General features: G+C 56.3%; 26 protein-coding genes. 18 read left to right on the top strand and 8 right to left on the bottom strand.

What is annotated here, in order from left to right:
- Window positions 1-92: 92 nt before the first annotated feature.
- From ABVT35_RS02155 to ABVT35_RS02170, 4 genes are all read left to right on the top strand, one after another.
- Complete coding sequence (locus tag ABVT35_RS02155) at window positions 93-1,817, top strand: AMP-binding protein (RefSeq protein ID WP_368466254.1); 1,725 nt, start codon at window positions 93-95, stop codon at window positions 1,815-1,817.
- A 34-nt stretch (window positions 1,818-1,851) separates the two neighbouring features.
- The gene (locus tag ABVT35_RS02160) at window positions 1,852-2,961 is read left to right on the top strand and encodes a Glu/Leu/Phe/Val dehydrogenase (protein WP_368464629.1); all 1,110 of its coding nucleotides are present in this window, start codon (window positions 1,852-1,854) and stop codon (window positions 2,959-2,961) included.
- Window positions 2,962-3,082: 121 nt separating this feature from the next.
- A complete protein-coding gene (locus tag ABVT35_RS02165) occupies window positions 3,083-3,733 on the top strand; it encodes a BON domain-containing protein (protein ID WP_368464630.1) in 651 nt (216 codons plus the stop codon).
- Window positions 3,734-3,802: 69 nt separating this feature from the next.
- Complete coding sequence (locus tag ABVT35_RS02170) at window positions 3,803-4,633, top strand: universal stress protein (protein ID WP_368464631.1); 831 nt, start codon at window positions 3,803-3,805, stop codon at window positions 4,631-4,633.
- A 92-nt stretch (window positions 4,634-4,725) separates the two neighbouring features.
- Here the strand turns inward: ABVT35_RS02170 and groL are convergent, their stop codons facing one another.
- Window positions 4,726-6,357, bottom strand: a complete 1,632-nt coding sequence (groL, locus tag ABVT35_RS02175; RefSeq protein WP_368464632.1) for a chaperonin GroEL — start codon at window positions 6,355-6,357, stop codon at window positions 4,726-4,728.
- A 169-nt stretch (window positions 6,358-6,526) separates the two neighbouring features.
- Between groL and ABVT35_RS02180 the strand changes: the two genes are divergently transcribed.
- Window positions 6,527-7,027, top strand: a complete 501-nt coding sequence (locus tag ABVT35_RS02180) for a flavodoxin family protein (protein WP_368464633.1) — start codon at window positions 6,527-6,529, stop codon at window positions 7,025-7,027.
- A gap of 16 nt (window positions 7,028-7,043) precedes the next feature.
- Here the strand turns inward: ABVT35_RS02180 and ABVT35_RS02185 are convergent, their stop codons facing one another.
- Both ABVT35_RS02185 and ABVT35_RS02190 read right to left on the bottom strand, forming a co-directional pair.
- Window positions 7,044-7,574, bottom strand: coding sequence for a hydrolase (locus ABVT35_RS02185; RefSeq protein ID WP_368464634.1), 531 nt, complete (start codon window positions 7,572-7,574; stop codon window positions 7,044-7,046).
- Window positions 7,575-7,830: 256 nt separating this feature from the next.
- Entirely contained in the window at window positions 7,831-8,250 is a 420-nt protein-coding gene (locus tag ABVT35_RS02190; RefSeq protein ID WP_368464635.1) for a CBS domain-containing protein, read from the bottom strand.
- Between the two features lie 660 nt (window positions 8,251-8,910).
- On the opposite strand from ABVT35_RS02190, the gene ABVT35_RS02195 reads away from it, so the two are divergent.
- The 10 genes from ABVT35_RS02195 (at window position 8,911) to ABVT35_RS02240 (ending at window position 19,345) form a co-directional block, all read left to right on the top strand.
- A complete protein-coding gene (locus tag ABVT35_RS02195) occupies window positions 8,911-11,286 on the top strand; it encodes a heavy metal translocating P-type ATPase (RefSeq protein ID WP_368464636.1) in 2,376 nt (791 codons plus the stop codon).
- Between the two features lie 174 nt (window positions 11,287-11,460).
- Entirely contained in the window at window positions 11,461-11,856 is a 396-nt protein-coding gene (gene cueR, locus ABVT35_RS02200) for a Cu(I)-responsive transcriptional regulator (RefSeq protein WP_368464637.1), read from the top strand.
- Between the two features lie 90 nt (window positions 11,857-11,946).
- Window positions 11,947-12,495 (top strand): ubiquinol-cytochrome c reductase iron-sulfur subunit, encoded by a 549-nt coding sequence (gene petA, locus ABVT35_RS02205; protein ID WP_368464638.1) that lies wholly within the window; start codon window positions 11,947-11,949, stop codon window positions 12,493-12,495.
- A gap of 54 nt (window positions 12,496-12,549) precedes the next feature.
- The gene (locus ABVT35_RS02210) at window positions 12,550-13,011 is read left to right on the top strand and encodes a hypothetical protein (protein WP_368464639.1); all 462 of its coding nucleotides are present in this window, start codon (window positions 12,550-12,552) and stop codon (window positions 13,009-13,011) included.
- A gap of 63 nt (window positions 13,012-13,074) precedes the next feature.
- A complete protein-coding gene (locus ABVT35_RS02215; protein ID WP_368464640.1) occupies window positions 13,075-13,716 on the top strand; it encodes a cytochrome c in 642 nt (213 codons plus the stop codon).
- Between the two features lie 3 nt (window positions 13,717-13,719).
- Window positions 13,720-14,616, top strand: coding sequence for a cytochrome c (locus ABVT35_RS02220; RefSeq protein ID WP_368464641.1), 897 nt, complete (start codon window positions 13,720-13,722; stop codon window positions 14,614-14,616).
- Entirely contained in the window at window positions 14,613-16,013 is a 1,401-nt protein-coding gene (locus tag ABVT35_RS02225) for a multicopper oxidase family protein (RefSeq protein WP_368464642.1), read from the top strand. Before ABVT35_RS02220 ends, ABVT35_RS02225 begins: the two co-directional genes overlap by 4 nt.
- Window positions 16,014-16,068: 55 nt before the next feature.
- Entirely contained in the window at window positions 16,069-16,539 is a 471-nt protein-coding gene (locus tag ABVT35_RS02230) for a c-type cytochrome (RefSeq protein ID WP_368464643.1), read from the top strand.
- 189 nt (window positions 16,540-16,728) lie between these two features.
- Window positions 16,729-17,421, top strand: a complete 693-nt coding sequence (locus ABVT35_RS02235) for an adenylate/guanylate cyclase domain-containing protein (RefSeq protein WP_368466256.1) — start codon at window positions 16,729-16,731, stop codon at window positions 17,419-17,421.
- 208 nt (window positions 17,422-17,629) lie between these two features.
- Entirely contained in the window at window positions 17,630-19,345 is a 1,716-nt protein-coding gene (locus tag ABVT35_RS02240; protein WP_368464644.1) for a hypothetical protein, read from the top strand.
- Between the two features lie 150 nt (window positions 19,346-19,495).
- On the opposite strand, the gene ABVT35_RS02245 is transcribed toward ABVT35_RS02240, so the two are convergent.
- Window positions 19,496-20,440 (bottom strand): cupin domain-containing protein, encoded by a 945-nt coding sequence (locus ABVT35_RS02245; protein ID WP_368464645.1) that lies wholly within the window; start codon window positions 20,438-20,440, stop codon window positions 19,496-19,498.
- Window positions 20,441-20,623: 183 nt separating this feature from the next.
- Between ABVT35_RS02245 and ABVT35_RS02250 the strand changes: the two genes are divergently transcribed.
- Window positions 20,624-21,154 (top strand): DUF4142 domain-containing protein, encoded by a 531-nt coding sequence (locus ABVT35_RS02250; RefSeq protein WP_368464646.1) that lies wholly within the window; start codon window positions 20,624-20,626, stop codon window positions 21,152-21,154.
- Complete coding sequence (locus ABVT35_RS02255; protein WP_368464647.1) at window positions 21,155-21,523, top strand: plastocyanin/azurin family copper-binding protein; 369 nt, start codon at window positions 21,155-21,157, stop codon at window positions 21,521-21,523.
- Between the two features lie 15 nt (window positions 21,524-21,538).
- Here the strand turns inward: ABVT35_RS02255 and ABVT35_RS02260 are convergent, their stop codons facing one another.
- The 3 genes from ABVT35_RS02260 to ABVT35_RS02270 all read right to left on the bottom strand — a co-directional run bounded on the left by ABVT35_RS02260 (window position 21,539) and on the right by ABVT35_RS02270 (window position 24,906).
- A complete protein-coding gene (locus ABVT35_RS02260) occupies window positions 21,539-21,952 on the bottom strand; it encodes a ParB N-terminal domain-containing protein (protein WP_368464648.1) in 414 nt (137 codons plus the stop codon).
- Window positions 21,953-22,276: 324 nt separating this feature from the next.
- Window positions 22,277-24,364, bottom strand: coding sequence for a von Willebrand factor type A domain-containing protein (locus tag ABVT35_RS02265; protein ID WP_368464649.1), 2,088 nt, complete (start codon window positions 24,362-24,364; stop codon window positions 22,277-22,279).
- The gene (locus tag ABVT35_RS02270) at window positions 24,361-24,906 is read right to left on the bottom strand and encodes an RNA polymerase sigma factor (RefSeq protein ID WP_368464650.1); all 546 of its coding nucleotides are present in this window, start codon (window positions 24,904-24,906) and stop codon (window positions 24,361-24,363) included. The genes ABVT35_RS02265 and ABVT35_RS02270 overlap by 4 nt, the downstream gene beginning before the upstream one ends.
- Window positions 24,907-25,160: 254 nt before the next feature.
- On the opposite strand from ABVT35_RS02270, the gene ABVT35_RS02275 reads away from it, so the two are divergent.
- Entirely contained in the window at window positions 25,161-25,892 is a 732-nt protein-coding gene (locus ABVT35_RS02275) for an HAD family hydrolase (RefSeq protein WP_368464651.1), read from the top strand.
- Window positions 25,893-25,907: 15 nt separating this feature from the next.
- On the opposite strand, the gene ABVT35_RS02280 is transcribed toward ABVT35_RS02275, so the two are convergent.
- Complete coding sequence (locus ABVT35_RS02280; RefSeq protein WP_368464652.1) at window positions 25,908-26,795, bottom strand: AEC family transporter; 888 nt, start codon at window positions 26,793-26,795, stop codon at window positions 25,908-25,910.
- Window positions 26,796-26,902: the final 107 nt, after the last annotated feature.

Raw genomic sequence — 26,902 nt, forward strand, 5'->3', positions numbered from 1 at the left:
CCTCGTCGCGGCCGGCCGACAACGCCCGGTTGACGCAAATCAAATGGGAGCTGCAGGCTGCCCCTATGCTTCGGGTGAAAGGTTACTCGAAGATGCCGGATATCATCAGATCCAGTTATGTACACGGCGTGAGCGAAATTCCGTTGCGCGGACAGACGATTGGAGCCTGTTTCGACGAAACCGCAGCCAGGCATGGCAAAAATGATGCCTTGATTGTTGCACATCAAAACGTCGCCTGGAGTTATTCCGAGCTGAAGAACAAGGTCGATGCATGGGCGGCCGGTTTTGTTGCCCTGGGGCTAAAGCCGGGAGATCGCATAGGAATATGGGCGCCCAATTGCTGGGAATGGGTCGTAACGCAGTTCGCCAGTGCAAAGGCGGGTCTCATCCTTGTCAACATCAACCCCGCCTATCGGCTTGCGGAGCTGCAATATGCCCTAGAAAAGGTTAAATGCACCGCATTGATTACCGCCGTGTCCCTGAAGTCATCCAACTACGTGGAAATGCTCCGCGAACTTCTGCCCGGTTTGGCAGCTTCGGAGCCGGGAATGCTGCGCGATGAGAAGCTGCCCGACCTGAAGTGGCTGATCAATCTTGGGGATGAAACCACATCCGGTTTTCTCAGATTCGAATCTCTTACCGATCACGCAAATCCGAAACATCATGTGCAGCTTGCCGAGTTGCAATCTCTGCTACAGTTTGACGATCCAATCAATATCCAGTTCACAAGCGGTACGACCGGCTCCCCTAAAGCGACGACGCTTACCCACCACAACATCGTCAACAATGCCTATTTCTCCGGTCTGCAAATGGAGCTCGGCCCGGATGACCGCATGTGCATTCCGGTGCCGATGTATCACTGTTTCGGCATGGTGCTTGGTACATTGTGCTGCGTTGCTCATGGCTCCACAATGGTCTTTTCCTCGGCGGGTTTCGATCCACACGCGGTACTGGAAACGTGCGCCCGTGAAAAATGCACGGCTTTGCATGGCGTTCCAACGATGTTCATTGCCGAGCTGGACGATCCGGATTTTGGGGCGTTTGACCTTTCTGCACTCCGCACCGGCATCATGGCCGGAGCGCCGTGCCCGGTTGAACTGATGAAGCGGGTCATGCATGAAATGAACTTAAGTGAGATCACAATTGCATACGGCATGACGGAAACAGGCCCGGTCAGTTTCCAGACCTCCGTCAACGACCCAATGGAGCGCAGGGTCACCACCGTTGGCCGGGTTTTGCCACACACTGAAATCAAGATCATCGATGACAACAAGCGTGTTGTCGGCATCAACTCGCCGGGCGAGTTGCTCACGCGCGGATACTGCGTAATGCCCGGTTACTGGGGTGATCCCGAGCGCACCGCAAAGGCGATCGATTCTGCCGGTTGGATTGCCAGCGGCGATATCGCAACGCTTGACGGGGAAGGTTATTGCCAAATCGTCGGCCGTACGAAGGACATGCTCATTCGCGGCGGAGAAAATATCTTTCCACGCGAAATAGAGGAGTATCTGTACACGCACCCGAAAATCGAACAGGTGGAGGTGATAGGCGTTCCGGACGAAAAATATGGAGAGGAGATTTGCGCCTGGATCAAGTTGCGGGAAGGGGAGGTCATCTCCGCAGACGACGTCCGCCAGTTCTGCAAAGGCAAGATCGCCCATTTCAAGATCCCCCGCTACATCCGCTTTGTCGATTCCTACCCGATGACCGTGACCGGCAAGGTTCAGAAATACATCATGCGGGAACGCATGGGCGATGAACTGAGCGCATCGGCAGAAAGGGTGGAAGGTGAGACCGTGGTGCAGGATGGTGAGTGATAATCTGCTGACAGCCGGCGATTTGGAGGCTTAGATGATCGAGGATGTTTTTCGGTTGTGCGATGATATCGGACCAGAAAAAGTCGTTCACATTTTCAATCCGGCCATCGGCCTGAAAGGCATTGTCGTCATCGATAACATTGCGACCGGACCTGCAATCGGCGGTACGCGCATGGAACCAGACGTTACATTGGAAGAATGCGCCCGGCTGGCGCGTGCAATGACCATGAAAAATGCCGCGGCGAGATTACCGCACGGCGGAGCCAAATCTGTCATTTTCGCCGACCCGGCAATGCCAATCGAAGAAAAGGAACAACTCATTCGCGCCTTTGCCCGAGCCATAAGAAATGTCGTGAACTACATTCCCGGGCCGGACATGGGAACCGATGAGCATGCCATGGCCTGGATCCATGATGAAACCGGCAGATCGGTTGGTCTGCCGCGCGAGATCGGCGGTATTCCGCTGGATGAAATTGGAGCGACCGGATACGGGCTTGCGGTGGCCGCCGAGGTTGCACAGGACTACTGCGACCTGAAACTCAAGGGCGCGCGGGTCGTTGTGCAGGGATTTGGCTCAGTGGGGATGCATGTGGCGCGCTTTCTGGCAGAACGTGGTGCTATTCTGGTAGCCGCAGCGGATTCCCGGTCAGCCATTGTCAATCCGGATGGGATCGATGTTGCCGCGCTCATCGAGCACAAATGCCGGGGAAGGCCTGTCGGCGAGTTTACCAACGGCCATGCCGCGGCTGACAATGATGTCGTCGGTGTTCCGTGTGACATCTGGATTCCGGCAGCCAGACCCGACATTATCAACGAGAGCAATGTCGACCAGCTCGACTGCAAGCTCTTATTACAGGGTGCGAATATTCCCGCCACGCCTGGGGCTGAAGAAATACTTCATCAAAGGGGCGTCCTGATAGTGCCGGACTTTATCGCCAATTCCGGCGGTGTGATCTGCGGTTCCGTAGAATATCACGGCGGAACCCAATCAGCTGCCCTCATCGCAATCGAGGAAAAAGTGCGCGCCAATACACACTGGGTATTGAGATCCGCGGTTGAAAAGGGAATTGATCCGCGCGCAGCAGCTCTTGAAATGGCGGAAATAAACCTGCGCAAGGCGATAAGCTGGCAACGCTGGCACTAGTTGTTCAGCACCGCATAAACCAGAAACGCTCTAGCCGGCCGTCAATTGATTCACGTCAATCGGGCGTCCCATTCTTGGTGCATTCTCAAGGCACCCACATCATTGTGAAATGGAGGACGGCATGATTCCCGATTCCACACTCAAGCAGCGTGTATTGGACGAATTGCGCTGGGACACGAAGGTTGATGAAGCCCATATCGGCGTAACGGCATCCGACGGCTCGATCACGCTCAGCGGTCACGTCGAGAGCTTTCCTGAAAAATATTCGGCCGCGGAGGCGGCAAAAAGAGTGCGCGGTGTCAAGGCAATCGCAGATGAAATCGATGTTCACCTGCCAACGGAATACCGCTGGGACGACAGCGATATTGCGGAACGCATTGCTCATGTTCTTGAATGGAACGTTTCCATTCCCGACAGCAACGTGCAGGCAAAAGTCAGGGGTGGATTTGTCACGCTGACCGGCGAGGTCGAATGGCAGCATCAGCGTTCGCACATTCTCCAGCAGGTGCAGCATGTTGGAGGCATCAAGGGATTGGCAAACCACATCACGCTCAAGGAGCGGCCGACACCGGCCAATGTCAAGAAAGAGATTGAAGCCGCCCTGTACAGAAACTCTGAAAAGGAAGCGCAGCAGATCAATGTGACGGTTTCGGGAAACACAGTCACGCTCAATGGGGAAGTGAGGGATTTCTACGAACGCGACATGATCGAGGACGCGGCCTGGTCTGCTCCGGGTGTCAGATATGTGGTGGACAATATCCGCATTGCATAACGCTTACGGATCCATTGACCGGTGAGTTTGGTCGGCGGTTTTCCTCGCAATCAGATACGGGAGTACACCATGGCTATTACGACGCTTCTCACGGTCCACTTGGCAGATGAGCCGATTGAATCCGTCAAACCGGTTATGGCATTTGCGGGAGAAATAGGCGCCCATCTCAATATTGTTGTCATTGGCATTATGAAAACAATGCCATCATCATTTTACGGTGGTGTGCCCGAATTTTACCTGACCGACGAGCACGACATGACGATTCGTGAAGCACAAGAGCGGGCCAAGGACGTGAGAGCGATGGTCGGTGAGGCGGATCTCTCCGCTACCGTACTGATCGAATACATCGAGAGAGGCCTGGTCGCGCAGCGCATGTCAACACATGCTCTTTATTCTGATATTGCTGTCTTCCCCCACAGGAGTTTGCCGAATGATAACGCCACGGCGGATGCGTTCAATGGCGTCTTGTTCAAATCGGGAGTCCCGGTGCTGGTATTGGGCGAACCGGAGCATCAGCATTATCCGTTTAAGTGTGCAGTTCTGGGCTGGGATTTTGAACCACAGGCCGCAAGGGCCATACACCGGAGCTTGCCACTCATCGCAGACACGCGGGACGTCCACGTCTTGCTGGTCGATCCAGACCGCAACCCTTTGGGCTCCAATCCAGGCGATGACATTGCCACGTTCCTGGTGCGCCATGGTTTGCCTGTCACAGTGGACCTGGTCCCCAGTGCCGGTAGGGATGTTGCCGATGTACTGCTTCGGCATGCTGTCGACAAGGATGCTGACCTCCTCGTCACCGGAGCCTATGGGCATTCACGCTTTCAGGAGTGGCTGCTGGGCGGAACCACCAGAGACCTGCTTTCCAATACCAAATTGCCGGTACTGATGGCGCACTGATGCAGCTGGCTGTGCTTCCGTCCACTGACGGGCGCCTTACCAGCCAAACAGCCTCATTGTCCGGCGCGAAGTGTATTGCCGCCCGATCCCCGCTAACGGACAAAAGCTTCGTTCATCTGGTTGCCAACAGTACTTGCCTCATCGTCCGGCAGCTCCGTCATCGTTGCCTCCGTCAACAGCAAAACGCCGGCTACGGATATTGCGTTTTCAAGCGCTACCCTGACGACCTTTGTTGGATCGATTATGCCTTCCTCTATCAGGTCGACATAAATTTTGCGGCTGGCGTCAAATCCGCGATTTCCCTTTTCCGTCAGCATACGCGCAACCACGACGCCCCCGTCCGCTTCCGAATTTTCCGCAATCTGACGGGCTGGGATTTCAAGAGCACGTTTCAGTATTTGCACGCCGGTGCGCTCATCGCCATCGCAGTTTTGTTCTTCGTTTTCGACCGCGGAGATACATTTGAGGAGCGCTAGTCCTCCTCCCGGCACAATGCCTTCTTCAACTGCTGCCTTGGTGGCGTGGATGGCATCGTCGAGGGCTTCTTTCTTCGATTTCATTTCGGCCTCGGTGGGCGCTCCTACCCGTATTACAGCAACCCCTCCCGATATCCGGGCCAAGCGTTCCTGAAGCTTCTCCAGATCGTAATCACTGGAGGTGTTTTCCATTTCCTGCCGGATCATGGCAATGCGGGCATCGATTGACGCCCTTTCTCCCTTGCCGCCAACAATCGTTGTCCTGTCTTTGTCGACGACGACACGGCTTGCACCGCCCAACTGGTCCAAAGTGGTGTTTTCCAGTTTGAATCCGAGTTCACTGGAAATGACCTGAGCACCGGTTAGCACGGCGATGTCCTCAAGCATTGCCCGGCGGCGATCGCCAAATCCCGGTGCCTTCACTGCGCAGTTTTTCAGAATGCCCCTGAGAGTGTTGACAATGAGCGTGGCGAGGGCGTCGCCTTCGACATCCTCTGCGATAATGAGCAATGATGCTCCTGATTTGGAGATGGTCTCAAGGAGCGGCAGCAGATCATTCAACACATTGATTTTCCTGTCGACCACAAGGATGAGGCAGTCCGTCAGCACCGCCTCCATTTTTTCCGGATCGGTGACAAAATAGGGCGACAGGATGCCGCGATCGAACTGCAATCCCTCAACCACATCGAGGCTTGTTTCCGTGGTTTTGGCTTCTTCCACGGTTATGACGCCTTCTGCACCGACTTTTTCCATGGCAGAGCCGACCAGCTCGCCGATTTTTTTGTCATTGTGAGCCGAAATGGTTGCGACCTGCTCCTTCTCACGGGATGTCGCGACAGGTTTGGAGAGTTTCTCGAGCGCCTCGTTAGCGGCAACAACTGCGCGATCCAGTCCGCGCTTGATATCGACCGCGCTCGCGCCCGCGACGATGTTGCGGACGCCGTCAGCGATCAGGGCATGGGCGATAACAGTGGATGTGCTCGTTCCGTCTCCAACGATTTCGCCCGTCTTTTCCGCTGCAAGGCGCAGCATCTGAACACCGAGGTTTTCCTCGGGGTTTTTGAGGTCAAAAGCCTTGGCGATTGTGACGCCGTCGTTGCAGACAATCGGCGGACCATAACTGTTTTGCATGAGAACCGATTTGGATCGTGGCCCCAGAGTCACCCGGACAGCATCCGCCAGTTTGGCCGTGCCGCGAACGATTTTTTCCCGTGCCTCGGAACGATAAAGAACCTGTTTGTGTGCCATCGTGCCGTACCTGTATGAATGTCCTCACTTTTCTACCGCAACGGGGAGGCCGCCGGTTGACGCGTGTCAATTGCCGGCTCTGCGGTTCCGTTTGCGCGAGCAGAGCTGCCCAAGTGTTGGATTGACGCAGATCAAAAAACGCTGCGCATGTTGTGATGTGATGATTATTATGGACAAGATTCTCGTATCTCACTTTTCGCTCTCCGGTAACACGCAAAAAGTGGCAGAAGCCGTTGCTGCAAAATGCGATGCCGATATTGAAGCCATCCACGACCAGAAACGCCGCGCCGGCATCTGGGGCTACTGTCGTTCCGCGATCGAGGCAATTCGCGAACGCACGGTCGCGATTGCGCCAACGAAGTACGACCCCCAAGCCTATGATCTGGTCATTTTGGGAACACCCGTATGGGCGGGGAAAATATCCTCGCCGATGCGAAGCTACATCGATGAGCATCGCGGTCGCTTCAACCAGGTTGCATTTTTTTGCTGCCAGGGTGGAAACGGCGCTGATAAAGTGCTGCTGCAGATGGCCGATCTGTGCGGACTGAACCCGGTCAAGACGATGATAGTGTCCGATAGCGAAATCAAGTCGGGCGCATATCATCCAATGGTGGATGAGTTCGCCGGTGCACTTAATCTTGCAGCCCAAGAAACCAAGCCGGCCGCGTAGTCATATCCAGAAGATATCAGTTGTTTCGCGCCGGACTGCCGTCAAGCTCTGCTACGGCCACAACGTAGTTTTTGCCGTAGGTTTGCGCGCACTTCGGGCAGGTCGTGTAGAAATAGTAGATATTTCCGGCTTTATGATGCCGTGCCTCAATCGCGTTGAGAGTTTGCGATTCCCACCGGTGTGCATCTTCGAATGGTCCTTCAAACACCTTCGTCAGATAGTTTCCGCTCCAGTGAACGGTTTCCTGTCCCGGTACGGGTTTGGAGACGGCAAAAAAGTGTTCGGCCTTGGAGGGTGAAATGTCTCGGCTAAGCACGATGAAATCATTCTCGTCATAGGCACCGGCCGCCTGGATCGCCGCAAACGTCTTCTCGAAAACCGGTCCCATATCAATCGGCACGTGGTTCTCGCTCCGGGTTGTCGCTTTGACGAAAAGCTTGTTCTTGAAATGCAGATTGCAATCATCCCACCCCAATGGATTGAAACGCGGGCAGCATCCGGTTGGATTGTCGCTGGCGTCGTATTCAGGCAGACGGTTGGTTTGCATGCCGGATCTCCTATAATGTCCATCAGCACTGCAACGGCGGCGGGCATATTGCGGACCCGCCGCCCATGTTGCGGGAACTTCCCTGCTCCCAGGCTAGTGTCCTGAATCTGAAGTTCGTCACATCAAGCAGCACACTCTGAACGAACTTCAGATTCAATCAGGACACTAGCAACATCATGATTCTAGTGTGGTTTGCGGATTTGAAGTTCCTCCAGGCGCTAGCTGCGATAATGATAGGAACTTCAAATCCACCACACTAGGCGTGATGCTCAGCAACGGCGCGCATCACTTCGCCAGTCAGATCCTGCGGCAGACTGCTGGCGATATCGCCCAGACTCAGCATGCCGACCATTCGTTTTTCATCGTTTATGACGGGCAACCGGCGGATTTTCCTCTTTTCCATGATCCGGAGCGCATCCTCTATTTCTTCATCGTCCTTGCACCAGGTAATGCCCTCTGACATCACGTCGCGCGCGGTCAATGTTTCCGAAGCCTTTCCATTTGCCAGACCTCTGCACGCGATGTCGCGGTCCGTGACCATGCCTATGAGCCGGTCGCTTTCGCCAATAGGCACTGCTCCTATATCTTCCGTCTGCATGATTTGTGCGACAGCGCTCAGCTTGGTATCTGGTTCGACCCATGACACGCCGCTGTGCATGACATCTTTCACCTTCATAACAATTCTCCTTTGAACGACAGGGCAACTGCCAAGATGTTTTGTCTATTTGGCCACGTCGCGCTGCGGGATTTTTGATCTGCGTCAATCCGGCGGTCTGATCGAATGCAAATGTCCTCATCAATGGGTTTTGTGATGAGAGTTTTTGCAAATTTGCGAATGTTCAGCCGGCAATGGTCCAGCAGTTGCTCCCCGCCAAGGACACTGTTCCGTGCCCCAACACTGGGCCGATCGCCCTTTATAGCTGCATTTTCGACTATTCACCGTCGCCACCCGTTTTTGCCATCTGCAGATGATGGGCCTGGTGGTGCGCGCCGGTCGCCATAACGCCGAAACAACCGAGTGCGCGGATTAGCAGCAGCGTGCTGGTGTCAGGCGAAGACAGGCATGTCGAAGGCGATTGGAGTTGCTGGCGATCAAGTGCGCTGAGGGCAGTGTGTTTGCAGCATTGGCGGATGGTCTGATTGAAAGTGATATCATGACATTCACATCCGAGATCGGCCTGACGCGCGAAGTCACGTATCGTGCGCTCCGGCGGCTGTCAAAGACGGGCCGCATTCTCAAAACCGGTCGCGGAAAATATTGTGTGAAGCGCTCTTGACCTTCCAGTTACTGGAATCCCTATAACCGTGTCAGCTTATAAATCTGACAGGTATCTTTATGGAACAACAAGAGTTAGTTCATTCGAGCGAAGAAGGTCATTCGGGCTGCGGTCACCAGCACGGTGCAGATGATAATACGACCGGGTTCCTTGATCCTGTCTGCGGCATGACCGTGAAGCCGGACGCCGGCAAGCCGACGCTGACCTACAAGGGGCAGGACTATCATTTCTGCAATCCGAAATGCCACGACAAGTTCGAGGCAGATCCCTATTTCTATGTTTCGGGCAACAAGGCAAAAAAGAAAATCACCGCACCGGCCGATACCAGATACACATGTCCGATGGATCCGGAAATCATTCAGGACGGTCCCGGCACATGCCCCATCTGCGGCATGGCGCTGGAGCCGATGGGTGGTGTTTCCGATGAGCCCAATCATGAGCTGATCGATTTCACAAAGCGTCTTTGGGTAAGCGTCATCGCCGCTGTGCCATTGCTGATTCTAACGATGGCCCCGATGCTCGGGCTACAGGTGCGTGAATGGATCGGTGAGCGGGTTTCGTTATGGCTTGAATTTGCGTTGGCGACACCCGTCATACTCTGGGCCGCCGGCCCCTTCTTCCATCGCGGCTGGAACTCGCTGAAGACCTGGAACCTCAACATGTGGACGCTGATCATGATCGGTGTTGGCGCCGCCTACGCCTATAGCGTGATAGCGACTTTCGTTCCGGGCATATTTCCCGCCGATATCCGTTTGGATGGTGGGCATGTCCCCGTCTATTACGAGGCTGCTGTGGTGATCGTGGCACTGGTGTTCGTTGGCCAGGTGCTTGAGTTGCGGGCGCGCGAGCGCACCGGCGATGCCATCAGAGCCCTGCTTGATCTTGCCCCGAAAACAGCGCGGCGGATAACGCCCGACGGCGACGAATACGACGCGCCGCTCGAAAACATCATCGAGGGCGACCGCATGCGTGTGCGTCCCGGTGAAGCCGTTCCGGTTGATGCGGTGGTTCTGGAAGGCCGCAGCGCTGTCGATGAAAGCATGCTCACCGGTGAGCCCGTCCCTGTTGAAAAGTCTGAAGGTGACACCGTCACCGGCGGCACGCTCAACAAGAACGGCTCGCTGATCATCGAGGCGAGCAGGGTTGGAGACGAAACAATGTTGTCGCGGATTGTGGCCATGGTCTCATCGGCCCAGCGTTCCCGGGCACCGATTCAAGGACTTGCCGACAAGGTAGCGTCCTATTTTGTGCCTACGGTCGTCGCAGTCGCCGTTGTTGCGTTTTTCGTCTGGCTTTTTTTCGGACCCAGTCCGGCCTTCGCTTTTGCCATTGTTTCGGCGGTGTCCGTGCTGATCATTGCGTGTCCCTGCGCACTGGGATTGGCAACGCCGATGTCGATCATGACTGCGACAGGCCGCGGCGCTCAGGCGGGTGTTCTAATCAAGGATGCCGAGGCGCTGGAGCGCATGGCAAAGGTTGATGTCCTGGTCGTCGACAAAACAGGCACGCTGACGGAAGGGAAACCTGTATTGACCGATGTCGCGGCCGCCGCTGATTTCGAAGAGAGACAGGTGCTTGCCATGGCAGCAGCTTTGGAAAAGGGTTCTGAACATCCGTTGGCCGAAGCGATTGTTGATGGTGCGGAAGAGCGCGGTCTGGAATTGCAAAATACGTCCGGGTTCGAAGCCGTGACCGGCAAGGGAGTCAGGGGTTTGGTTGACGGCAAATCCGTTGCGCTGGGCAACAGCGCAATGATGGCCGCCGAGGGCGTGGATACCGGGCCCCTGCAGGAAAGAGCCGATGCACTAAGCGCGGCAGGCAAGACCGCCATGTTTGTCGCCGTTGACGGCGGACTTTCCGGCTTGGTCGCCGTCTCTGATCCGATCAAGGAGACGACAGCAACCGCGATTGACGAACTGCACAAGGCGGGCCTGACCATCATCATGGCGACGGGCGACAATGAGCGCACGGCAAATGCCGTAGCCGCCAGCCTTGGTATCGACGAAGTGCGGGCCGGCGTCCTGCCTGAGGACAAGAAGAAGCTTGTTGATGAGCTTCACGCCAAGGGCCACAAGGTCGCGATGGCAGGTGACGGTGTCAACGATGCGCCCGCCCTTGCCGCCGCCGAAGTCGGCATTGCGATGGGCACCGGAGCCGATGTCGCCGTGGAAAGCGCCGGTATAACGCTGCTGAAGGGCGATCTGACCGGCATTGTCCGGGCAAGGAAGCTTGCATTGGCAACCTTGCGGAACATCAAACAGAACCTGTTTTTTGCCTTTGTCTATAATTCAGCCGGTGTGCCGATCGCGGCGGGAATTCTCTATCCGCTTACCGGTATGCTTTTGTCGCCCATGATCGCGGCGGCGGCGATGAGTCTGTCATCGGTATCGGTAATCGGCAATGCGTTGCGGCTGCGGGGTGTGAGGCTCGGGTAACGAGCGCGGTTGACCTTCCCCCTGCTGCAAGCGCTGGTTTTAAACTTCGCGCGGTGGTCGGTGGGAAGGGAACGATAAATGGCGTACGGGTCTTGAACAGCCCGCAAACAAGGATACCTGTCAAAGTGTTGGCGCGTCATGCGCGGCAGGTGAAGACATTGTGGGAAATTGGTCATGAATATCGGTCAAGCAGCAGAACATTCAAAACTGCCGGCAAAAACCATCCGGTATTACGAAGACATCCAACTGGTGACTCCCGGTCGCAGTCCGAACGGCTACCGCAAATATTCCGACAAGGATATCCATCGCCTGCGGTTTGTGCAGCGGGCGCGCAGCCTCGGATTCACAATTGAAGAGTGCAGGCTCTTGCTGTCCCTTTATCAGGACAAGGACCGTGCCAGTTCAGATGTCAAGGCAATGGCGCTGGACAAGATCGGCGAGATCGACCGAAAGATAACGGAGCTGCAATCGCTGCGGCAAATGCTATCCTCCTTGGCGGAAAAATGTCACGGCGACGACAAGCCCGACTGTCCCATTATCGATGATCTTGCGGGACTTAACGACCAGTAAGGAGCGGAAGCTGAAGTCTATTGTGCAAGCTTGGGGGCTTCAAGACATCGGAAATGTGCCTTGCTGCCCGCAATTGGAAAGGAGATGAGGATGTCCGAATCGGAAGTTTCCGACGCTCCAGAAGCAGATCCCGACAGAAGGGATTTTCTTTACCTCACGACCGGAGCAATGGCCGTATTCGGAACAGCAGCGGCGCTCTGGCCGTTTATCGATCAGATGAATCCGTCTGCCGATGTTTTAAGCCGCGGAACAACTGAAGTCGATCTGTCGTCCATGGAACCCGGTCAAAGGATAACGGTCAAATGGCGCGGGCAGCCAGTGTTCGTCGATCGCAGGACCGCGAAGACTGTGGAACTCGTTCGCACCGAACCGCTGACCGATTTCAAGGATCCCGAACTCGATGCCGATAGAGTGCTTCGGGATGAGTGGCTGGTTGTTGTTGGTGTCTGCACGCATCTCGGCTGCATACCGCTTGGGCAGGCGGCCGGTTCCGAACGGGGAGGTTGGGGAGGCTGGTTCTGTCCCTGCCACGGGTCGCATTACGACCAGTCGGGCAGGATCAGGAAAGGCCCCGCACCAAAAAACCTGGCGGTGCCTCAATATGAATTCATTTCCGATACAAAAATACGCATTGGATGAATTTGCGCTTGAGCTTCCACTTGGTGGAAGCTTTATTGTGGCGACGAATGCAGCTTGAAAAGCATGGTGGCCGGCCGGTTCCGGGCCGGGTACACATCATCGGGGACAACCTTCAGCGCACGGCAACAGGTCATCATGATTTCACTGTCCAGTTTGAGAAAATCCCGGTTGGCTGTTCCTTGCTTCTGCCTTCAACTGTTGGCCGCGGCTGGATTGTTTCTTGCCGGTGGAGTGCTGTCGCATGCCGATGAAGCCGGCGCGCTTCATGTGCATGCCACGGTAGAATCCTCGGGAAGCAAAACGGCGGACACGCATTCTCATTTGGAGGGCGGAGATATTATGCCGGACGTATTTGCTGGTTCCGTCATCCACTGCGGTGCTGAAATACTGGCGCTCTCCGGCTCAAGCATGTTTCCGCCGTTCAACTTGCCCGCTGATCGTCAATTTGAAAATGAAAACGACCTGTTTCCGATAGACACGGGATATGATCCGCCACCGCCGCGGGTGGCCTCTTGAAAACGAAAGAACGCAATTGCGGCAAACGCAGTTGATCGCACTGATTTCAAGAGGAATAGACAAATGAAGAGACATATTTTCCTTGTTACCGCGGCTGCTATAACGGCTATTTCTGCAGCGGCGCTCGCTCACACCGGGGCGACCGGCATCGTCAAGGAACGCATGGACGCGATGAGCGTCATGAGCAAGGCGGTCAAATCCATCTCCCAGATGATGATGGGCGAAAAGACGTATGACGCGACCGAAGTTAAACAGGGTGCGGCTTTGATCAAGTCCCATTCCGGCGAAGCTATGACGAAACTGTTTCCGGAAGGAAGCATGCAGAAAGCATCCGTCGCCAAACTGGAAATCTGGGCGGATTGGGACGAATTCAAGGCCCTTGCCGATCAACTCTCGGTGCTTGCCGATGGGCTTGAGGCCGCGGCCGACAATGGACCCATGATGACCTCTGGAGGAATGTCCGCCGGCAGCATGATGGGAACTGAGGGCGCAAACATGATGGGCGGCAACATGATGGGATCCGGTGGCGCGAACATGATGGGTGGCGGATCTTCCGGCATGATGGGCGGTGGCATGATGGGTGCCGGTGCGAAAATGATGCTCGAGCCCGATATGCTCGCACAGATGCCTGCCGATGGTGTGTTCAACATGCTCACCCAAACATGCTCGTCCTGTCACACGAAATTCCGCCTCGAGAAAAAATAGGCCATGAGGAGACTTACGGTATTGCTTATCCTGGCCCTGGCGTTTGCAGGGGCGGGGATGGCAGCGCTGACAGCGTGGCCGGTCGGCCCCGCGGAGCGCGGCGTATTTCCTGAAGGCGACGTTGCGCGGGGCGCCTATCTTGCGCGCATGTCCGGTTGCATCGCCTGCCATACGGCCACGGAGCAGGGTGGCAAACCACTCGCCGGCGGCCTGGCCCTGAGAACGGATTTCGGCACGTTTTACTCGCCTAACCTGACGACCGACAAGGAAACGGGAATCGGTAGCTGGACAGTGGAGGAATTTGCGACTGCAGTGAGGAAAGGGATTAGTCCATCCGGCGATTCCTATTACCCGGCATTCCCATATCCATTCTATTCCAAGCTCTCGGACCGGGACATCGCCGATCTGTGGGCCGCGTTCAAGACGGTTCCTCCGGTCAGCCAGCCCTCGAAACCGCAGGAAATGACGTTCCCCTACAATATCCGCGCCGGTCTCAAATTGTGGCGGGCGGCCTTTCTGGACACAAGCCCGTTTTCTCCCGATGACGAAAAAGGCCGTGCGTGGAACCGGGGAAAATTCATTGTCGAGGGGCCGGCCCATTGCGGAGCCTGCCATACGCCGAGAAACTTTGCCGGTGCCCGGCAGGCCGAACTTGAACTCCATGGTGCCGATGGCCTGCCCGACGGCGGCAAGGCACCGCCGATAACCAGCGTCGAACTCGCGGAGAAGGGCTGGACGATCAACAATCTTAAATATGCGCTGAGAACCGGCGTACTGCCGGATGGCGATGCCTTCGGTGGCGCCATGGGCGAAGTCGTAAGGGACGGTACGTCTTTTCTTAGCGACGACGACCTGACCGCTATTGCAACATATCTGCTCGATCGGGACCAATCGCGATGAAATTGACACGACGCATATTCCTGAGTTCGTCAATGGCAACGGCTGCTCTTGCGGCCGTTCCTATTGCACCGGATGTATCCCATGCGCAGGGTATGATTAACATAACGGCACGGCCGTCCAGGAAGCGTCTTTACCGGTTCGATTCCCCGCCTTCTGATCTTTGGACCTACAACGGAAGCGCGCCGGGCCCTGAAATCAGGGTGAAGCAGGGGGAGCGCGTCACAGTGCGTTTCGCAAACGAACTCGAGGAGCCGACGTCCATACATTGGCACGGCATCCGCATTGAGAATGCCATGGACGGCGTTGCCGGCCTTACGCAGGATGCGGTGAAACCTGGCGGGACTTTCGAGTATGACTTCGTTGCGCCGGATGCCGGGACCTATTGGTATCACGCTCACAACAAAAGCTGGAACCAGGTAGCCAGGGGGCTCTATGGAGCACTCATTGTGCTTGAAAATGATCCGGCGTTTGACGATGAGCACGACCTGACCCTCGTCATTGACGACTGGCGGCTGGACCGGTCCGGAAAACTGGATGTTGCAAGCCTTGGATCACTGATGGATTGGAGCCATGGCGGCCGACTGGGAAACTGGCTGACGGTCAACGGACTTAATCGGCCGTCTTTCGCGCTGAAGACGGGGGAGACTTATCGCCTGCGTTTGATCAACGCTTCGAATGCGCGAATTCTGGAAGTGGATCCGAACCGGTTTGGTGCAAAGGTGATTGCCTATGACGGGCAGCCGCTGCAGCGCCCTGAGATTCTGAATTATTCTCCGTTGCTTATCGGTCCGGCCCAACGGGTCGATTTACAGGTGACGCCCTCCGGCGAGGGAGTTGTCCCGTTGGAGGAGATTTCTGGAGACAGACCATTTCCGCTTGCCAATCTGCAGATTGTCGCAGGGAGCGGAAAGAAAGCCGAGCCGAGGATACTCAGGTCCAACGACATTCCGGACCCGGATTTGACTTCGGCCATGCGTGTCCGGCTGGACATGACCGGCGGTGCGATGGGTACGATGGGCGAAATCGTTTATCAGGGAAAGAAGCTCGAAAGATCGGATTACAGCAAAACCGGCCAGGTCTGGGCCTTCAACGGCATAGCCAACCTTGCCGCCGAACCGTTCTTTCGCTGTGCGCAAGGTGAAACCGTAATTGTCGAGACGGTGAACCGGACTGCGTTTGTTCACGCCATGCATGTTCACGGTCATCATTTCAGGATCATTGAACGCAGCGGAAGTTCCGTGAAAGAAGACGGTCCATGGCGCGACACCTTCCTGGTTGGTCCCGATCAAACGACGACGATCGCATTTGTCGCCGATAATCCGGGAAAATGGCTGCTTCACTGCCACATGCTTGAACATGCGGCTGCCGGCATGAATACGTGGTTTGATGTCGTTTGAAGGCGTACAGGACCGCATGAAAAAGGTGGCCAAACGCCGCCGCTCTGGACGGAAGATGAGAAAGCATATTCTTTTAACAGTGACTGGAATTGCCGTTATCGCTTTTGGTTTCGCGGTGTCGGCCCTGCTAGCCGACCGGGAAACCAGTTTTATGCTCAAGCCGGACGAAGCCGGGATCGTCGCCCAGGGACGGCTGATTTACACCCAAAACTGCGCCACATGTCATGGCGAAAACCTCGAGGGTCAGCCGAACTGGAAGTCTCCCGGCCCGAACGGCCGTCTGCCCGCACCTCCGCATGACGAGACCGGCCACACCTGGCATCACACGGACGAGATTCTCTTTGGACTGACAAAATACGGCGCCGCCAAATTTGCAGGAATCGAAAACTACGAAACCGACATGCCGGTATACGAGAACGTTCTTTCCGATCAGGAGATCGTTGCCGTTTTATCCTACATCAAGGCACAATGGCCGAAGGAAATACGCAAGCGCCACGATCGCATGAACAGTCAGGCCGCCAACTAGCGCATCCACGCGATTCTCTGAATAAAGCGCTATGTTCGCAGGGAGCAGGTCCGATCAAGTGAAAGCGAGGTTTGAATGTAATTTGCGCAATTGCTGAACCTTCCGACAGAGGAAGGAATGACACAGCGGTAAATACCGTGCATTCCATACTATACTGCACAGATACATTACCAGGAGGGTAGGTTGGAGATGGATCATTGCGGCAGCGAACATCACTCGTCGCCTATGTCCCACAGCACGATCGCTTTTGTAGATCTGGCCGGCTTCAGCGCGATAGCCGATGTTTTTGGTGATGCCCTGGCGATTGATATTCTGGATCGGTTCGAGGAATTGGTCAGGGCGTCGCTGGGAGAGGAAGGCAATCTGGTCAAATGGATCGGTGATGAGGTGTTGCTTGAATTTCCTGGGCCCGACGCCGCCTTGCGGGTTTTGGGACGGCTGTTGCCTGCTTGCCGATCGGAAAAGAGAATCCCTTTGACCAGATCGGGGATCAACCACGGCCCTGTAATTCGACGCACAAATGATGTTTTTGGATCGACGGTCAATATCGCCTCAAGGATCACGTCTCTTGCGGCGCCTGGTCAGCTCCTGGCGACACAATCCGTGGCAGACCCAGCTGCTGCGCGGGGGATTGCACTTGAGGCGCTTGGCCCCCATTCGCTGCGTTCGGTTGCTGACAAGGTGCAACTCTTCGAGATAAAACTGACGCCGTCCGTGGACCCTGCCTGGATTGATCCGGTCTGCAAAATGTATGCGCCCCAATCAGTCGACCGCAAAGAAAGCTTGAAAGAACACTGGTTTTGCTCCTCCGGTTGCAAGAAGGCTTTCCGGAAATCGCCGGAGACCTATCCGATCAGGGTTAAACAACAAAAATCCCTGTAAGTCACAGCCCTTCAAAGCTGTTCTCAGCATTCTCCGAAGGCAGAAGTCTCTATCGTTCCTGTGCCGGTACAGCAATTTCCGGGCTGCTTGAGAGGCAATATAAAATACCAGCCCTGATTGGTGTTGCGGATCTATTATCTTGTAATGGTGGTATTGACCAGCGCGGAATTTACCGGAATTCTTGCGGAATAACTCCGGAGAGCCGGCCATGGATGACAAGCAGGTTTCAGTCGCGCGCGAATTTACCACTGACGCTCCGTTGAAATCGGAGGACCTGATCAACGCGCTGCAGTTGGTCGCACAAAAGGCCGGCCGGGCGGAAAACGGTCTGTTTGAGCTTAGAAAGGTAGGGAGCAGTCGGGAGCGGGAAACGCTTCGCAGTGTGGACGACGCCACACGACGTGCGCAGGAAATAGGTGACTCCCTTGAAGGAATCTGGGCTTCGGCCGGACCGTATTCGTTGACGGTACGCGACAAGGGCAAGGAGCTTTCACTCACCGTAACGGAGACTGACAGTCAAACCGCGCAATCCTTGATCAAGACCATGGAGTCCCAGCTTCAGGAAGCGTTGCCCCATGCCGAGTTGAAGGAGGCGGACGAACCCGGCGCCTATGTGGAGCTGGCAGCCCACGCCCACATGCGCCACATATATGCGGCGCTCTATCGTCCGGTCCTTGAAGCCGCAATCGACGCCCTGGCGACATTCGATCCGCAGTCGCGTTCAAACTTCTGGATAAGACGCCGGGGTGCGACCAGTGAAGACCCGGCGCCTTTGACCCTGGAACAGCTTGGAGCCGTACTGCAGGATGAATGGCAGGCCGTTGACCGGGTCAAATGTGACATCGTTGGCCAGCAATTGCATATCATTGCCTATTTTCACGTTCCGCGGGCGTGGCTCGATCTGGTCGTTTACGCACCGGTTGAAAGCGGATCGGATCTTGAAATCCTGACACGCCTTGGTTCCGTACTGGACCTGAAGAAAATACCGTTTGGCGTGCATCAGCGCAGCGGTACGGCAACGTTCAAGATCAAAGACCTGAACGCCAGGAAACTTGCGTCGGGCCTTAGGCTGACCGAGGTCCTGTTGCGTCAGCCCATCGACAACAGGGACACGCCGGGCACACCGGATCCGAATCCGCCCGGACCGGACGATCTTCCGGCCGCCATATTGCAGGACGGGAACATAACGCGGGATCTTTATGACCACGAGGCGCCGAAAGGGCCTATGGAAGTGCTGGAGGATTTCCCGACTCTGGCGGATTTGTATGCCCGGTTGGAGGAAGAACCCCGCGGTCTGCGCACAATCGATTTTTCAATCGTTGGCGCGCAGGAGCGGAGTTTCAATCTGCGTGTGAATGTCGTGGAAGGGTTGATGTCGGCTTGGAGCAACACATCGCTCACCGAACTTTCGTCCCTGTTGGCGCCGGTTCTCGACCGGGTTGACGCAACGCTGATCGACGGCCGCCCGGGCACGTCAAAGTCGGAAGAGACCCCATTTGCCGCTCAGGCGCTGAAGGCAGCGAACTCGGTTGTTGCCTTCCTGCCGGCTTTGTCGGCTGGCGTTGTCGCTATCGGTGCTGTTGCGACAGTGCTCTTTGCCAGCGCCCGTGTGGAAGTCACACATCCCACCAATGACGGCTCGGTATTCGAAATCCCCGCATCCGGGCCGGTTGAAGTACGATGGAATTATATTCCGGCCTGGTGGCACCTTTGGGCGGAAACGGAAAATGTGCCGGCAACGATCCGGGTATACCGCCACGGTGCTCCGGTCGGCGATCCGCAGCACAATGTCAGCCCCGGTTGGATATTTCAGAACGGCCCCGGCCATTACCGGGTCGATATCGACATTGAAGACGCCGATCCCGGCATTGCAATGATCCTTGTCCAGGACCCTGAAAACCCGAAAACAGCCGAAAAAGAATAAATGCAACCACGAGAGCAAGGGAGTGCCCGGGCACAGAACCGGAAACTGCCTGTGCGGCAAAGTGCGTTTTTCCGTGGAGCCGATACCGACCATGCAGGCCTGCCATTATGACCGGCAGATGAGAATGCCAGGCCGGCAGTGCGCAAAGCCCTACGCCAACTCGCGGATCTGCCGTCGATAGGTCGCCGGCGCGCTCGAATGGTGTTTTTTGAACACCCGGCTGAAAGCCGCTTCCGAGTGGTAGCCGACCATTTCGGCAATCTCGATAATCGGTTCGCTCGTTGAAGCCAGTTGCTGCCGGGCGATCTGCATGCGCCAGTGGGTGATATAGGAGAGCGGGGTCATCGTCATGCATTGGGAAAAGCGGGTCACGAACGCCGTGCGCGACATGCCGGCAATCTGCGCCAGCCTCTCCAGCGTCCAGGGATAGGCCGGTTCTTCGTGGATGGCGGTCAGGACACGGGCGATGTTGGCATCGGCAAATCCGGCCAGCACCGGGAGCCCGGCGCCTTCGCTTTCCAGATAGGTGCGCAGCGCCTGAGCGAAAATGATCTCCGACATTTTCAAGGCGATGAGATCGCTGCCCATCTGATCACGCCCCGCCTCGTTTCCGATGACCTTCAGCGTGTTGTCCATCCAGGCGCCGGCAGCCTCACCATAGTTCCGGATATGAATATGTGAGGGAAGCGCGTCGATAAGAAGGTGCTGCGCGTTGTCGCCGAAGGCGAAATGGCCGCAGACAAGTTGCGTCTCGTAATTGGTGCCGGTTTCCCCGTAGACCAGCGCTCCCTTGCCGGTGAAGCCGGATTTTTCGACGACCTGATCGAGCAGAACGGCCTGGTTCTCCGTCGTCGGATCGCAATAAAGCGTGTGCGACGCACCGCGCATGATGATGACGAGATCGCCCTGTTCCAGGGGCACAGGCGGCTCGTTTGGATTGATACGGACAAAACACCGCCCTTTGTGGGCGAAATGGAAGCGGGCGACATTTTCGAATGACGGCACACGAATGCTCCACGGCGACGTGAAGGACGTGCGGAAATAAAGTGTCCCCGACAATTGCATGCGGGATAAAATGTCGCTCAACAGGTCCATATCGGCCTCATTTTTCAAATGCCTGAGTTGCAGGATAGCATGATTGGTTGCGCTGTTCTGTACGATTGATCAAGAAATTTGAATTTCCTGTCATTCATGAAACAAACCATGTGCGGTTCAATGAATGCTGTCAGCAGGTTCGTTCCGCTGATGCCGTCAAGAACTGTCACAAAGGACAAAATCATGAAAATCAAAGCTGCACTGTTGGCGGCCGGTCTTTCGGTCGCATTTTTTCATGGGCCCGCCAGTGCGCAATCTCCTGCAGACCTTAACGATCTGGAGATCGCCCATGTCGCCTATACCGCGGACAATATCGATATCCGCTATGCGCATCTGGCGCTGGCCATATCGCAAAATCCGGAAATCCGTGAGTTCGCGCAGACGATGATCCGCGACCATACGGCCGTCAACGAACAGGCACTGGCCCTGCTTGCCGAACTGAATGCTGACCCGCAGGACAATTTCCTCAGCCAGACGCTGATGGAAAACGCCGACAAGCTGATCGATGAAATGAGCCAGCTCCGTGGGGCCGCGTTCGACAAGCGCTATGCGGAAAACGAGCTCGCCTATCACAAGGCTGTCAATGATTTGGTTGAAAACACCTTCATCCCGAACATCGACAACGAGCAGGTGAGGGCGCTTTTCGAGGCTGGTCTGCAGATCTTCAAGGCGCATGAAGGCCACGCCACGATGATGGTCGCAAAGGTCAAATAGATGACCGTTTTGAACAGACGGCAGATCCTGTCGAAAACCGCGGCGGCATTTGCTGCCGCGGTTGCCGGCTGGTCTTCCCGAGCCCAAGCCAATTCCGATGACCCCGAGACCAGAAAACACGTCGTCGAAATACGGGCATTCAAATTTGTGCCGGATACGATTTCTGTTGCTCCGGGAGACAGAATTACCTGGATCAACAGCGATATTGTGCCGCACACGGCAACCGCGTCCGACAAGAGTTGGGATACCGGTACTATCCCGAAGGGCGGTTCGAAGACTGTCACGGCCACGCACGGCATGTCTGCCGGTTACTTTTGCCGCTTTCATCCGATGATGAAGGCCGCTCTTGATATTGCAGGAAATTCTTGAGCTTCGTTGCTTGTATCAGTGCCGGCGGGCCCGCACGATCATGCCCTCGACTGTCTCTTCGCCGAGGGCCTTGCAGGCTTCCAGCCGGTGCAGTCCCTCGACCAGCACGTAGCGGTCGCCGTCGGGCCGCACCAGGATAGGCGTGAGTTGGCCTTCTTCCAGCATACTCTCGGCGATCTCGTCAACAATGGCTTTATCTAGCGTTTTCATGCGCTTGACCGGCACGTAGATGGTCTCGATCTTGAACGTGGCCTTTTCCATAACCATGTGAGAATAGACCATTATCACCCGGGCCGGAACAGCAAATGCCGGATCGACAAGGATAGCGATGGACAAGGACGCGGCACGCATATTGAACCGCATGCTTTGGTGGCAACGTCTTCGCACGACGGCACGGGCTTCGTCCATCTTGCTGGCTGTTGGGGGCATATTGGTGTTTGCGATTTACCATTTTTTGCCTGAATCCACCGAACCCACCAGGGGGGTAGTCCATTCCTGGACCCTCGCACAAAGCGGGGACGGCGCCGCTCCCATGATAGTCTGGGTGAAACTGCCCGATCAGAGTGTTGTGCAATTGAGCACGGATCGACAACGTTTACCACCGGTGGTGGGAGAGACCATTGAACTGGACAAGGTAACCTCCAAGACCGGAAGTATATACTACCGCTGGCGACGGGATCTTGGGCTTGAAGGAAGCTCCGGCGACAACAACAGCGCCACCCGGTAGGGTCGGGCGGCGCTGCAGGTCCGCCGCTATTTCTTCAACGGTTCCAGTGCCTGGCCGGAATTTGCCAACTGCACGAGGGTGATGAATTCACCGCGATACCCATAGGGATCGTCACCCTTGCCGGACTGCGCCAGTGCAACGATATCGTCATAGGAGTAGGCGCCGGTGTAGCGGCCGCCGCGCAGGACCTGACCGAAGGCGGCGACGGATGCGGCGAACCGTGTGTCCTTCGAGGCCTGGCTGATTTCCGCCACCTCGGCGTCGGTGGTGATCGGCACCTCGATCAGCTCGCTTGTGTCGCTATCCGGCTGCTTGTAACGGATTTTCAGGAAACCATATTCGTTTCTCAGCTCCGCCGGTGCCGTATTTTCCGTCTTTTTGTAGCGCAGATCATCGACCAGACCGCCGCCGGAACCCGCAGGTGTCAATTCGTAAAGCGCAGTGACGCTGTGGCCAGCGCCGATATCGCCGGCATCGACCTTGTCGTTGTTGAAATCCTCACGGTTGAGCTGCCGCGTCTCATAGCCGATCAACCGGTATTCCTTGACGGTTTCAGGGTTGAACTCGAGCTGCAGCTTCACATCCTTGGCAATTGTGAAAAGCGTCGAGCCGGCCTCCGCGACCAGCGTCTTGCGGGCTTCGTTCAACGTATCGATATAGGCCGCATTGCCATTGCCGTTCTGGGCGAGCGTTTGCATCAGCTCGTCATTGTAATTGCCCTGACCGAAGCCGAGCACCGACAGGCTGATGCCAGTCTCGCGCTTGCGCTCGACGAAACTCTTGAGTTCCTCGGTATCGGTAATGCCGACATTGAAATCGCCGTCCGTCGCCAGGATCACGCGGTTGACGCCATCCTTGTCAAAGACGCTTTCGGCCAATTGATAGGCCTGGCGGATGCCTTCGGCGCCAGCGGTCGATCCGCCCGAACTCAACTGGTCGAGCGCGGCCAGGATTTTCGCCTTCTCCGATATTCTGGTCGGCTCCAGCACGGTTCCGGCGCTGCCTGCATAGGCGACGATCGCGACCGTATCATCCGGTTTCAAACCGGAAACGAGAAGTTTGAAGGCGTTGCGCAAGAGCGGCAGCTTGTCCGGCGCATTCATCGATCCTGACGTATCGATCAGGAACACCAGATTGGCGTTTGGAGCTTCCGCTTTCGGCAGGTCGTATCCCTTGATGCCGATGCGCAGCAATTTGGTCTCAGTGTTCCAGGGCGTCGGCATGATGGAAAGTTCTGCATTGAACGGTACCGCCCGGTCTGCGGGCACATCATAGGAGTAGTCGAAATAGTTGATCATCTCCTCGACCCGGACCGCGTCCTTTTGAGGAAGAACGCCGCGGTTCAGCTCGGAGCGGACAAATGCGTATGAGGCGGTGTCGACATCGACCGAGAAGGTGGAGACAGGCGCCTCGCTGACGAGTTTGACCGGGTTCGGCGTGATGTCCACAAATTTGTCCCGGCCCTGATCCTGGTAAATGTGCTGCGTTCTGTCATCGCCCGGTGCGACGCCGGCAAGACCATCGGATTCGCGTGCCCTGCCGGCAAGGACTCCCTGCGCGGGTGCAATACGGCTTTCGGCCTTGAATTTTGGTCGGGCGCCCACCGATTCCTGCAAGGTCAGTCGCGCCGGAGCCGATTGCAGAGCTTCGTTTTCCGCTGGTGCTGCTTCCGGCTGGACGAGTTTGGAAACTTCGGTGGCAATATCAGCCGATTGGCCGCTGACCGCATCGACCAGGGACGTGGCGGCATCATCCTTCGCGGGCTTGTTCGCGACAGGTGTGACCCCCGGATCCGAAAATCTGTAGGGGCCTTGAAGAATCCCGATGTTGAAAGCAACAAATGCAAGCGCGGCAAGGCTCACGCCGCCGGCCAGCATGTGAGAGCGTTTAGGCAGTGCAATATTCATGATGCGTCTCCTTTTGAACGCGGCAAGCACCGAGCCACCGCTTTCCATAAGACGTTCACGAACGCTGTTTCCTTGGGCAGCGCCCTTTTCTTCCTGCTCGAACCGCGTCATTGCGGCTGCAATGGCGGCGCGGCGTGCGTCGCCTTTTGGCCGGATCGGCTCCTGCGCCGCAAAGGCTCGTTTCGCCCTTTCCAGTTCCTCGGTCATGCCTGCGCCTCTTCTGTTGCAAAGGCTTTCAATTGGTTCTTCAACTCGTGCATCCGCCAGGAGATGGTCGATTCTTTCACATCGAGTATTTCTGCTGCCTGTTTGTGGTTCATGCCTTCGGCAAGCACCAAAATGGCGGTTTCCCGCAGGGATTCCGCCAGCCGGTCCAGCGACTGATAGAGCCAGGCGATGTCGCCCGCCGACTCCGTCGCCTCTTCACGCGCAAGGTCCGACAATTCCGCGTAGGCCTGGTGGAGTTTTCCTGAAGCGGCTTTCTTCCGGTGCAGATCGCGCGCCGCGTTGACCGTGATCCTGTAGAGCCAGGTCTTGAACTGCGACTGGCCCCTATAGGAATGCAGCTTGGTGACAAGCGACGTGCAGACCTCCTGGGCGATGTCTTCGGCATCCTCGCGCAGACCGCTATAGCGGAACGCAACGGCGTATATCGTGTCGTAATGACGCTCCAGCAGCGCCTGGAAGGAGGCCGCATCACCGCGCGCAGCGGATTTTGCCAGATCTTGATCGCCGGTGTTCATGTACATGTCAGTTTGTTTGACGCATGCCGGTGGCAATTCCTTGGAAAGAGATCGATTTTTTTTTCGCTAACGTTAATTCAGGCCGCTTCCGGGGCCGAATGCTGCTACCGGCGGATATTGATGCGGAAATGGGATTCCCGCCTGCTCTGGCCGGTCTTCCGGCGGAATTTTAGCCCTGCCGAAATGTGGAGCATTGACACTGCGTCGCACGGCAGCCATTTTCAGCCGCTCGGGCACGCCGGCGACCGAACGAGACAAATATGGAAATACGAAACGCAATGACGACGCAGAAGGCGGAACGAACCTACAAAGCCGTTCTGTTTGACAAGGACGGAACGCTTTTTGCCTTTACCGAGACGTGGGCGACCTTTTGCGACCGCATGTTCGATGCGCTGGTCGGCCCGGACGAACCCCGCAAGGATGCGCTTGCCGCCGCCTGTGGCTACGACCGCAAGGAGCGCCGCTTCATCACCGGTTCGCTGATCGTGAATGCAAGCGCTGAGGAGGTGAATGCCGCCTGGCTGGCGTTGCTTCCCGAAATCACGCTGTCCGAACTCGAGGCGGTCAATCGCGCAATATTGGCCGATCTTCCGCTCATGCCGACCTGTGACCTGCACCATGTAATGGGGACATTGCGGGCGCGCGGCTTCGTCCTCGGTGTTGCCACCAACGACTATGAAGCCGGCGCCTTAGGCCAGCTGAAACAAGCCGATGCTCTGACGCTGTTCGATTTCATTTGCGGATCCGACAGCGGCTATGGCAGCAAACCCGGCCCCGGTATGATCCATGGGTTCTGTGACGAAATGGATATTACGCCGGACGAGCTGGTCTTTGTCGGAGACAGCAAGCACGATATGGATTGCGGCGCCAATGCCGGTGTCGGCTGCCGTATCGGTGTGCTGACAGGACCGGCAAACGCCGAAGACTTGCAGCCGCACGCCCACATTGTCCTTTCTTCGATAGGGGATCTGCCTGCCTATCTGGCGGGCTGATGAAGGCGGCGTTATTTAGATCAGGAAGGTGAGGACCAGCGGCAGAAGGACAATCGTCAGCAGCGTCGACACCATCACCATACCGGCAACATCCGCCGCGTATTTCTCCTGATAGATCGAAATCCACAAATAGGTCGCTACCGACACCGGCGCGACGCATTGCAGAATGAAAACCCCGCGTTCTGTGCCGGTAAGGCCAAATACCTGAACGAGCACCATGGCGACGACAATCGCCATCGCCGCATGAAACAATGCCAGATACGTGCCGCGCAGGATCGAACCGACATTGAGTGTTGCGAGCGTATAGCCGAGCGTGATCAGCATCAGCGGTATGGCAAATCCGCCCAGCAGAGACATGGCCTCATTGACCATGCCCGGTAGTTTGGTGCCAGTCCCCATCAAATAAAGAGCGATAATGACCGCGTAGATAACCGGTTGGCTCACAAGGCTTTTGACACTCACTTCTCCGATCGGCAGCCACATCCCTATGGTGAAGATGCCGACCAGCACCACAACGACAAATCCGAGCGCATAGGAAAGCCCCTGGTCGCCAAACGCCAAAAGACAGACCGGCAATCCGATATTGCCGACATTGTTCATCATCATGGGTGATAGAAATGCCCGGTAGGGCAGGCGCACGATACGCAGGAATATGTAGCCGATGATGCCAAAAAGGGCGACAGCCACCGCCGCCGCGCCCATGAAATACATGAACGAGCCGAACGCTACGTGATGGCTGGAAAGATGCGAAATGATCAAGGTCGGATAGCCGACTTTCGAGACCAGCGACCCGATGACCTTGGTGTCGAAAGGTGCTTTGGTCATCGCCAGCGTATAGCCGACAAGCGCGCAAATCAGAACCGGCCCGACGACATTGATCACATGCGACAGCAGTTCTTCCATGCTTCCCTCCGATGCGTCCCCGGTAGACGTGCCCTGGACCCGGGCACGCGTTCAAGTTTTACATCGAAGCCGTGTGCTGTCACGTGGTTGTCGTGCCGGTGCGCGGC

Origin of the sequence: Hoeflea sp. TYP-13, from assembly GCF_040932035.1 — a bacterium.
GTDB lineage: Bacteria > Pseudomonadota > Alphaproteobacteria > Rhizobiales > Rhizobiaceae > Hoeflea_A.